Source organism: Methylocaldum sp. RMAD-M, from assembly GCF_017832375.1.
GTDB lineage: Bacteria > Pseudomonadota > Gammaproteobacteria > Methylococcales > Methylococcaceae > Methylocaldum.
This window is the reverse complement of the sequence record NZ_JAFIBZ010000028.1, coordinates 65734-74138: the sequence shown is the minus strand read 5'-3', so window position 1 is coordinate 74138 and position 8405 is coordinate 65734. Positions and strand designations below refer to the sequence as shown.

The 8405-nt window shown below is 60.0% G+C and carries 8 protein-coding genes and 1 tRNA gene; 3 read left to right on the top strand and 6 right to left on the bottom strand.

What is annotated here, in order from left to right; translation table 11 throughout:
- Positions 1-383: 383 nt before the first annotated feature.
- A complete protein-coding gene (locus JOD69_RS20135) occupies positions 384-1286 on the bottom strand; it encodes a haloalkane dehalogenase (RefSeq protein WP_245245700.1) in 903 nt (300 codons plus the stop codon).
- 38 nt (positions 1287-1324) lie between these two features.
- Positions 1325-1780: a 2,4'-dihydroxyacetophenone dioxygenase family protein gene (locus tag JOD69_RS20130; RefSeq protein WP_143735278.1), complete on the bottom strand. Its 456-nt coding sequence runs from the start codon at positions 1778-1780 to the stop codon at positions 1325-1327.
- A gap of 77 nt (positions 1781-1857) precedes the next feature.
- Here JOD69_RS20130 and JOD69_RS20125 point away from each other — a divergent pair, with 77 nt between their 5' ends.
- Both JOD69_RS20125 and JOD69_RS20120 read left to right on the top strand, forming a co-directional pair.
- On the top strand, positions 1858-3318 hold the full coding sequence (locus tag JOD69_RS20125; RefSeq protein ID WP_245245699.1) for a PLP-dependent aminotransferase family protein: 1461 nt from the start codon (positions 1858-1860) through the stop codon (positions 3316-3318).
- Positions 3319-3448: 130 nt separating this feature from the next.
- A complete protein-coding gene (locus tag JOD69_RS20120; RefSeq protein WP_168175520.1) occupies positions 3449-4051 on the top strand; it encodes an alpha/beta fold hydrolase in 603 nt (200 codons plus the stop codon).
- A gap of 644 nt (positions 4052-4695) precedes the next feature.
- Here JOD69_RS20120 and JOD69_RS20115 read toward each other — a convergent pair.
- Entirely contained in the window at positions 4696-5166 is a 471-nt protein-coding gene (locus tag JOD69_RS20115; protein ID WP_210024174.1) for a hypothetical protein, read from the bottom strand.
- A gap of 394 nt (positions 5167-5560) precedes the next feature.
- On the opposite strand from JOD69_RS20115, the gene JOD69_RS20110 reads away from it, so the two are divergent.
- Complete coding sequence (locus JOD69_RS20110) at positions 5561-6409, top strand: class I SAM-dependent methyltransferase (RefSeq protein WP_077732180.1); 849 nt, start codon at positions 5561-5563, stop codon at positions 6407-6409.
- A gap of 169 nt (positions 6410-6578) precedes the next feature.
- Here JOD69_RS20110 and JOD69_RS20105 read toward each other — a convergent pair whose 3' ends face one another.
- From JOD69_RS20105 to JOD69_RS20095, 3 genes are all read right to left on the bottom strand, one after another.
- On the bottom strand, positions 6579-7214 hold the full coding sequence (locus tag JOD69_RS20105) for a ParA family protein (protein ID WP_077732179.1): 636 nt from the start codon (positions 7212-7214) through the stop codon (positions 6579-6581).
- An 86-nt stretch (positions 7215-7300) separates the two neighbouring features.
- Positions 7301-7374, bottom strand: a tRNA-Leu gene (locus JOD69_RS20100).
- A gap of 55 nt (positions 7375-7429) precedes the next feature.
- Positions 7430-8356 (bottom strand): site-specific integrase, encoded by a 927-nt coding sequence (locus JOD69_RS20095; RefSeq protein ID WP_210024173.1) that lies wholly within the window; start codon positions 8354-8356, stop codon positions 7430-7432.
- Positions 8357-8405 lie beyond the last annotated feature (49 nt).

Below are 8405 nucleotides of genomic sequence, written 5' to 3'. Positions count from 1 at the left end.
CCTTGCCGACAAAGCCCTTCGCCGAGCCGATACGTCGGCAAGGGATTGCCGACCTACATATCCGAATCCCTTACACCGATCCGGAAAACGCTCTAAGCTCGGGAGACTGTCGACGAGGCATCTTATCATGACCGGTCAACCTGAACGAATGCCTCGGCACATCCCAGTGAGCAAGAGACGCTTTCAGAAAGACTTAACGGGGCACAACCAATCGATCATGCAGTCAAATCAACGGCGCCATATTTCGGGCCCCATCCTCTGCGTTCTGGCCGATTACCAGGTCCGCCGCTGGGATGCCTATCACATAGCCTTGGTCATGCTGGGCACCTTGTTCCTGGTGGAGCAGAAGATGGAAGGCCGCCCACACTGGCCGATGCTCTCCGTCATACGCGCGGGGCCGGCAAAGCGCGGAGCCGCGCGACGAACCGCGCCAGCGCCGCGCCGATTTCGTGGGGCGAATCTTCCTGCAGGTAATGGATGCCCGGCACGGTGATTTCGGTCTGGTTCGGCCACTGCCGGCAGAATCGGCGTGCGCGCGCTCCCAGCAATGCGCCCGGTTCCGCGTTGATGAACAGCTTGGGAATATCGCTGGCCGCGAGCCAGGCCCCGTAGGTTTCGACCACTTCGGCGACATCCCGCGGCTCGCCATCGATAGGCAACTCGCGGGCCCAGGCCAGCGTCAGCGGCCGGGATTCCGGCGTGTGGAAAGGGGCACGGTAGGCCTCCATTTCTTCCTTGGTCAAACTCCGCAGGACGCTTTTCGGCAACACGGTCTCGACGAAGAAGTTTTCCTCCGCGATCATCCTGACGCCCTCGTCCGAGCGGAGGGCGCGGAAGATCCGCTCTCGCGGCGGAGGGAAATCGGCCCACAGCCTCGGTTGCACGAGGGCTTCCATGTAGGCGATCCCCTGCACGCGGTCCGGGTGGCGGCGGGCCCAATGGAAGCCCAGGGCTGAGCCCCAGTCGTGGACCACCAGCATCACCCGAGCACCGATGCCCACCGCCTCGAACCAGGCATCCAGATAGTTGGCGTGATCGAAGAACCGATAGCTCGACGCAGCCGAACGGCCCGACTGGCCCATGCCCACCAGATCCGGAGCGAGGCAGCGGCCGAGGTTCTGGACGTGAGGGATGATGTTGCGCCAGAGGTAGGACCAGGTCGGGTTGCCATGCAGGAAGACGATGGGGTCGCCTTTGCCGACATCGACGTAGCTCATCTCGGTATCCAGGACCGATACGCGCTTCCGGGGATGATGATCGACCGCGGAAATCTCGGATGGGAACATGATCGGCACTCCTGTTCTCGAGAACGTTACCCCCGCGATCAACGACATAGATCGAGCGGGACGAAGCCCTGCTCGGAGCAGGCGCGGTGGTATTCCTCGGCATTGGTGGCGGCCGTTTCCCGGCGCAGGACGGAGCCGTCCAAGTCGAGGTACTCGACCGCGCCGCGCACGAAAAACAGACTCACGAAGGGGGCATCGCCCTCGGCAGTCCAGGTGTCGACATGACCGGCCGGCTCGTACTCGTAATCGCCGGGACCCAGCAGTCGTCCCTCCGGATCGAGGCGCCGGCATCCGCTGAGGAGGTAGCCGTGAACCTCGCCCTGATGCCGATGCAGGGGGATGCGTGCTCCCGGCTCCAGGCGCAGCAGCGTGACCCATTCGCCGCGCTCGGGAAACAGGGCCAGCAGCTTCTTGGAAATACCGTGGCCCACTGAAATCCACGGCAGCTGATGGTTGCCCGCGGCTGCCGGGATGAACGGTTCGGTTGCTAACATAAGATGCTCCTTTGCCAAATAGTGACTGACGGTACGGACACAATAAGGCGGCGAGTAATAGCGGAAAAGGACCACAAATGACAAAAATCATGGAGCCACTTTTCGAATTACCCATCACCCTGCCGCGCAAGGGTTCCCGAGAACTGCTGCGCTCCGTGTATTGCCAGCTGCGGGAGGCGATCCTCGACGGACGGCTCCAGTCCGGTACGCGACTGCCTTCGACCCGGGCATTTGCCGCAGCGATCGGTGTGTCGCGCAATACCGCGGTAGCGGCGTACGAGCTATTGTTGAGCGAGGGCTATCTGACCGTTCGATCGGGTTCCGGTACCTATGTGGCCGACATCTCGCCGCGCCCGGCTCATCATCTGTCCAGCGAACCCGGGGCGGACGGCCGTTTGAACGAAGCCTGGCGCCGGGCTCAGCCGGTGCTGCCTGCGGGCGTCGAATCCTGCCATTTCGACTTCAGGCTCGGGCTGCCCGACAAATCGGCGTTTTCCTTTCCGGTCTGGCGGCGCCTGTCCGCCAGGGCACTGAGAGCCTGGTCGAAGACGCCGGCAGTCTACGACCACCCGCAGGGCTGGCCGGCGCTGCGCGCGGCGATCGCCAAACACGTCTCCTTCGCCCGGGCGGTTTCCTGTTCGCCGGAACAAATCGTGGTCACGGCGGGCGCCCAGCAGGCATTTGACCTGCTGGCCCGCATCCTGGTCACGCCGGGCCGAACCGTGGTCGCGGTCGAAGAACCGGGCTATCCGCCGCTGCGGGATGCCTTTACCGCCGCTGGTGCCAGAATCGCCGCCATCCCGGTTGATGAGGAAGGGCTGAGGATCGATTGCCTGCCGGCCGATGCCGGGGTGATCTGCGTCACACCCTCCCACCAGTTTCCCCTGGGCATCACCTTGTCCGCGAAGCGCCGAGTTGCCCTGCTCGAATTCGCGCAGGAAAGGGGCGCCGTAGTGGTGGAAGACGATTACGACGGCGAGTTTCGCCTGGGTGGCCGGCCATTGGATGCATTGCAGACGCTCGACCGAAGCGGCTCGGTTTGCTATGTCGGGACCTTCTCCAAGAGCCTGTTCCCGGAGCTGCGCCTCGGGTTCGTGGTGGCTCCGCCCTGGGCGCGGGATGTACTCGTCGCTGCCAAGGCTCGTGCCGACTGGCATTGTCCGACGCCGTCTCAGGACACCCTGGCGGCCTTCATCGACGAGGGCCATCTGGCTCGCCATGTGCGCAAGATGGGCAAGATCTACGCAGAGCGGCGCGCGGTGCTGCTTCATGCCTTGTCGCAGCACGGCGGCGATCGGTTGCAGCCAATAGGGGATGCGGTGGGCCTGCACCTGGCGGTGAAGCTGAGCCGGGAGATTCCGGCCACCGAATTGGTCAGGGAAGCGGCGGCGGATGGCATCCGCCTTTATGCCCTCGAGCGATACTCGGTCGAAAAGCCGGCACCTAACGGCGTGGTTTTAGGCTACGGAATGATCCGGTCGGACCGGATCGGTGCCGCAATTGAGCGACTGGCGCGGATCATGAGCCGCTTCGAATGACTGCTTTTGGCCATCTCGTTTTCGAAGCGGGGAAACCACCGACCGAAATGGTCTTGCTAGGTCCCGCCAGCCGCTCGCCACAAGTTTTCGCATATAGGCACTCGACACCATCCATGACGAGGGCCGTAGTGTGCCAACGCGCCCGGTGCGCGGCGTCGACGATCTTCGGCTGTGGCTTGATGCCGTACTCGACGGGCTAGGCTTGACCAATGGCATCCCAATGGCGGGGCAATCGTACGGCTGCTACGCTTCAGCCGAGTACGCACTGCATGCACCTCAACGGGTGAGTAAGCTCGTTTGGATCGCACCCGTCATGATTGGCGCGCCCATCCCGCAGGAGTTCGTTGCACGCCTGATGTCCGTTGCAGATGGGCGGCGGGAGTCGCTTGAGGAGTATTGTCGCTGGATCATGCCAAGCATCGCGGTCAAGTATCCCGAGGAGTTTGATCGGAGAATTGACGAAATACTACTCGTGCGGGAGAGCTACGGCACGATGTTCCCTCCAGTGCGGGCGGCAGTGATGTCCGACGAGGATTTACAGCGAATTGAGGTACCGACGCTCGATATCCTTGGCGAGTGCGACGGAGCAACGGCCGACCCTCACGAAGCAATCGAGCGCGTCGAGTCGCTCATGCCGCATGTCGAGACGATACTCGTTCCCAGAGCGGGGCATGACATCGTGGCTGCGGAGACCGAACTCGTGACTGAGCGGCTGCTCAAGTTCCTCCAGTAGCAGTTGGCTAATCTCCAGCGGACAGGTGAGTTCGGATGGTACCTAACTATTCATTCATGCCGACGCCGCTTCGCGGCGCGGCTTAATTCAGGGCGGTTATGCCGTAAGACGACCTCGTGCTAAGCGATCGGGCGAATAGCGGCTCCTAATCCTGTATGCTTTTCGATTCTGAACAAAGCCGCCATTGGCGAAAGGCCGGTATTGGTCAGCGTGAATGGCCGATTAGACCGAAAACCACCCACTCGAAAACAAACTTCCGGAGCTCGTTCTTGGCCGTCATTCAACATTGAAACAGCAAAGCGTCGAGGTAAAGGATCGGAAAAACACCGGCGAGTCTGAGACGGACCAGGCTGCCGCCGAACGTTCGGGTTCTGGACGGACTTCGGTGCTCGCGGATTCACGGGCAGCCCCAAACGAGGCGCTGCCCGTGACGTTTTTGCCGAGTGGCGGCGAGGCGTCATCCGGTTTATCCAGTCGGATCATTGACCGGTGCCGCCACCTTACAGCGCGCGATTTCGGGCGTGAATCTCGATTGTCTCGCCGAACCGCGGATGGCCTCGGGTCAAGACTTAGTGGCTCGAACGCGGCCTCCGACAACAACCGCTCGATGCCGGAACGCCTATCGCCGCTCGGACGCAACTAGCCTAAAAATAAACCATCGAAGCCGTGCAGGCGACATCGATGTATTTGGAAGGATTGACCACCCCCTCAAAGGGCGTGGGGATGAACGGCGTGTTCACCGTGGTCAGGACAAGCTGGCTCTTGAAGGTGACCGGCGACTCTCCCAACGAGACGGATGGAATCACCACGGACGCATGTTTGATGTGGAGGTCCGGTATGTGTTCCAACACCACCTCCCAAAGATCGCCAATCAGGGTTGACTCGGTGACGATGTCCGATTCCTGAAAGCGATAGCTTTTTTCGCCCAATTGCAGATTGAGGGTCGTTTGCGTTGGGAGAATGCCAACTTCTGCCTGGCTGCCCACCACCAGGGTAAGGCTGACGTGCCGGCCGGTGCACTCGTAGAAGTTGGGCGTTTGCGCGGCGTCTGCGACGGTCTGCAGCCCCAGTCCGAGCCCAATGGCTCCCAATAGGGACTTGTTCAGGTGCTTCATGCGAATATCCTCCTAAGTTGATGAGAGATGGCGGTTTGAATCGCCGACCGTAAATGTCACCGGCCAAACCGTAAGATCTGCCTCAAATCGAGGCGGTTGCTATGATGAGGCGATAAGCCCATTCAGTCTGTTAATTAATTCACACGCTGGATACGGCCAGCGCTCTTCAAGATTTCGGTCCGTCGACGGTTCACGGCGATGACCGCCAATTGTCGGCCTCAGCAGTCATTCAGTCTGAAAAATACCAGCCCCACGAACGACTGCTTTAGGCCGTCTGTGTCCAGAAAACCACCCTGTCGTAGGACATGTAGTACTATCAGTATTCGCTTATCTACTGAGATGGGCGATTGAACTCGCTTTTTGTCCTTTCGTTGTATTTTCTAGAGAGTGATCTATGGCAGGTTATGAAGGTGATGTCGTCACCCCTTACGATCAGGATCTCGGACCCGTGCTTTTCGAGCACTATGGAGCCGACACCGCACGACGCGTAGCGGAAAGATCAGTCCGTGACGTGCTCGAAATCGCCGCGGGCACGGGAATCGTGACCCGGCACTTGTGTAATGAGCTTGCCAAGGACGTGCGATTGACCGCGATCGATATCAGCGATTCCATGATGGAGGCCGCCCGCAAAAAGTTTCTCCCTCACGAGCAGGTCGCGTTCCAAGTCGCGGATGCCACGGCGCTGCCGTTCGACGATGAGGCGTTCGATGCGGTGGTCTGCCAGTTTGGGGTCATGTTCTTCGATAAAGAGGCGGGGTTTCGCGAGGCATACCGGACATTGAGGCGCGGAGGGCGGTACTTGCTCCGCGTCTGGGACTCGGAGCATTACAATCCATTCGCCAGCTTGAGCTTTGAGGTGCTGAAACAATTCTTTCCGTCGGATACACCTCGTTTCCTCTTCGATCCCGTTGCCTGCCATCAAATCGATCCGATCAAAGAAAAGCTGATTCGCGCCGGCTTTGATCGAATCGTCATCTCGGTCGAGCGAAAGGAACACGATATTCTGGACGTGGCGGCGTTCGCGCGGGCACTTGTGTTCACTCCGGTTATCACAGAAATACGAGATCGCGGCGGTGTCGATCCCGAGGAGATCTCCGAGGCGTTGACGGAGGCGCTGATAAAAGAATATGGCTCAAATCCCACGCGCTATCCGATGCAAGCCATACTGTTCGAAGCGGAAAAGCCGATTGCATCGCCATTTTTGCGAAACCTTTTGGGACATCCAAGTCACCAAAAGGAGTAAAAAAATTGGCGACGAGTATTGCCTTCGGCGGCCCGCGTTCGACCGGTCCCGACCCAATAGTGGGATCGGGACCTGGATCCACAATGACTTGACACGGTGTCGGTTGCCTTATGTTTGATCTCCACCTGCGCTAGCCGCGCAGACTCCGATCAAACATCCGACCCTACGGCTACGCGGAGGCAGGGATCAGCGGTTCGAGCCCGAGGGCGGCGGCGAAACGCCGGGCATCGCGCGAGCGGTCCAGGCGGTAAAGGACACCGCGCAAGGGACCGATGGGGGCGCCGAGGAACGCCATGGGCCGTAGCCGTTCCAGCATGGTGACGGTGCCGCGGACGAACTCGCGGGCCGAGAGGATTTCCGGCGGGATGGGGGAGAGGAGGATATCGGCGGCGGCGACCGCGGCGTCCTGGAGGGGCCCAACCGCGCCCTGGGTGTCGATCAGGATGATATCGTACTGGGCAAACGGCGGACGGCCGAGGAGGTGCTTGAGACGCACCCGCCCGTCGACGGCGTCGCGGATCCAGTCGCGGAGCTTGCCGTCCGGATCGTCGGAATAGACGAGATCGAGGCGGTCGAGGGTGGTCTGGCTGACCACGTCCTCGCAGGCCGCCTCGACCATCAGCCGGGTGAGACCGCCCGGAGCGCGGTATCGGAGCGGAAAAAAGCTGGAGAGGGTCGGTTGGGGATCGGCGTCGACGAGGAGGGCGGTCTGGCCGAGATCGGCGAGATAGGCGCCGAGATTGGCGGTCAGCGTGGTCTTGCCGACGCCGCCCTTGGTGCTGGTGATGGTGATACAGATGGCCATGGCGCCCTCTCCGGCATGTTACCCGGGGATGGAGTCCCGGGGACGATGATGAACCGAAGAAACAGAGCGCTCGCGCCTGTAAGGCGTGGAGCCGGTGATAGGATTTGAACCTACGACCCGCACATTACGAATGTGTCAATGGTCCCTTTTGACTTCCGGCTAGTATCAAAACCTTGACCAGATCTGTTTAGTACTTGCAAGATGTGGCAAATCCCCTAATCCAGGCGCAGTCTGGTCAGCACGGATCGCAGCTGCCCCATTTCCGGCTCGACATACTCCAAGGTCGTTCGCAGACAGGTATGACCCAGGAGAAATTGAAGTGACTTAAGGTACGGTTGCTGACCTTGAGCGAGTTTCGTCGCCATCGTATGGCGCAGACGTCGCGATGTAATGGGTGCGCCCAAGGTCTGGGAGAGGCGCCGAAAAAAACCGCTTACCTGATCTGTCGTTAATTCCTGGCGTTTGTACTCCCGGTTGAAGAGTTGAATGCGAAATACCTGGTGGTGAAGCGTTACCGCGTTTGGATTGACTCTGAGCGTTCGGTTGCGAAGATACAGTAAATCCTCCACACAGTCTGGCGGGATCGGGATGATCCACTCGCGTTTCGTCTTGCTGCCTTCGACTGCCAACAGCATGGTCTTGTGTGTGAAGTCGATGTGGTTCCAACGTAGGGCAGTCAATTGCCGGGCACGCATGCCGGTAAAGAAAAGAAGGCGAACAACGATAACCCAAAACCAGCCCGGTTTGATCGGCTCGTCGGGTTCTTGCAGCAAACGGATGGCTCGGCGCGTTACCTCATCGGGCACTGTCTTTTTGCGCTTCTTCCAGGCTCCAAGCTGTTTGACGTATTGAAACGGGTTATGCTCGATCCATCCCGAGCGAACCGCAAAGGAGAATGCGATTCTGAGGTATGTAAGATAACTGTTCCACGTCACCACAGTGACCCGCTGAAGGACAGTGTCCCGCCACGCGATGACGAGATTCTTGTCAATCTTGCTTAATTCATCGACGCCTGTATCCCGCTTGAATACGCGGGCGGTGATGCGGTAGTTGCGGATCGATCCCGGGCTCAAGACGACTTCCCGGCAATAGGCTTCCACCAAAGCGGACAATGTAGTAGGCGCTTCAGTCTCCTCGCGCATGGAGTTCCTCCCATTTACGGCAATTCGCTAGCCTTGGTGCGGCATTTGC

Bases quoted from the DNA above. Each gene is read 5' to 3' on its own strand.
- JOD69_RS20115 (WP_210024174.1), bottom strand. From the start codon at position 5,166: ATGAAGCACCTGAACAAGTCCCTATTGGGAGCCATTGGGCTCGGACTG.
- JOD69_RS20130 (WP_143735278.1), bottom strand. From the start codon at position 1,780: ATGTTAGCAACCGAACCGTTCATCCCGGCAGCCGCGGGCAACCATCAG.
- JOD69_RS20125 (WP_245245699.1), top strand. From the start codon at position 1,858: ATGACAAAAATCATGGAGCCACTTTTCGAATTACCCATCACCCTGCCG.
- JOD69_RS20095 (WP_210024173.1), bottom strand. From the start codon at position 8,356: ATGCGCGAGGAGACTGAAGCGCCTACTACATTGTCCGCTTTGGTGGAA.
- JOD69_RS20110 (WP_077732180.1), top strand. From the start codon at position 5,561: ATGGCAGGTTATGAAGGTGATGTCGTCACCCCTTACGATCAGGATCTC.
- JOD69_RS20135 (WP_245245700.1), bottom strand. From the start codon at position 1,286: ATGTTCCCATCCGAGATTTCCGCGGTCGATCATCATCCCCGGAAGCGC.
- JOD69_RS20105 (WP_077732179.1), bottom strand. From the start codon at position 7,214: ATGGCCATCTGTATCACCATCACCAGCACCAAGGGCGGCGTCGGCAAG.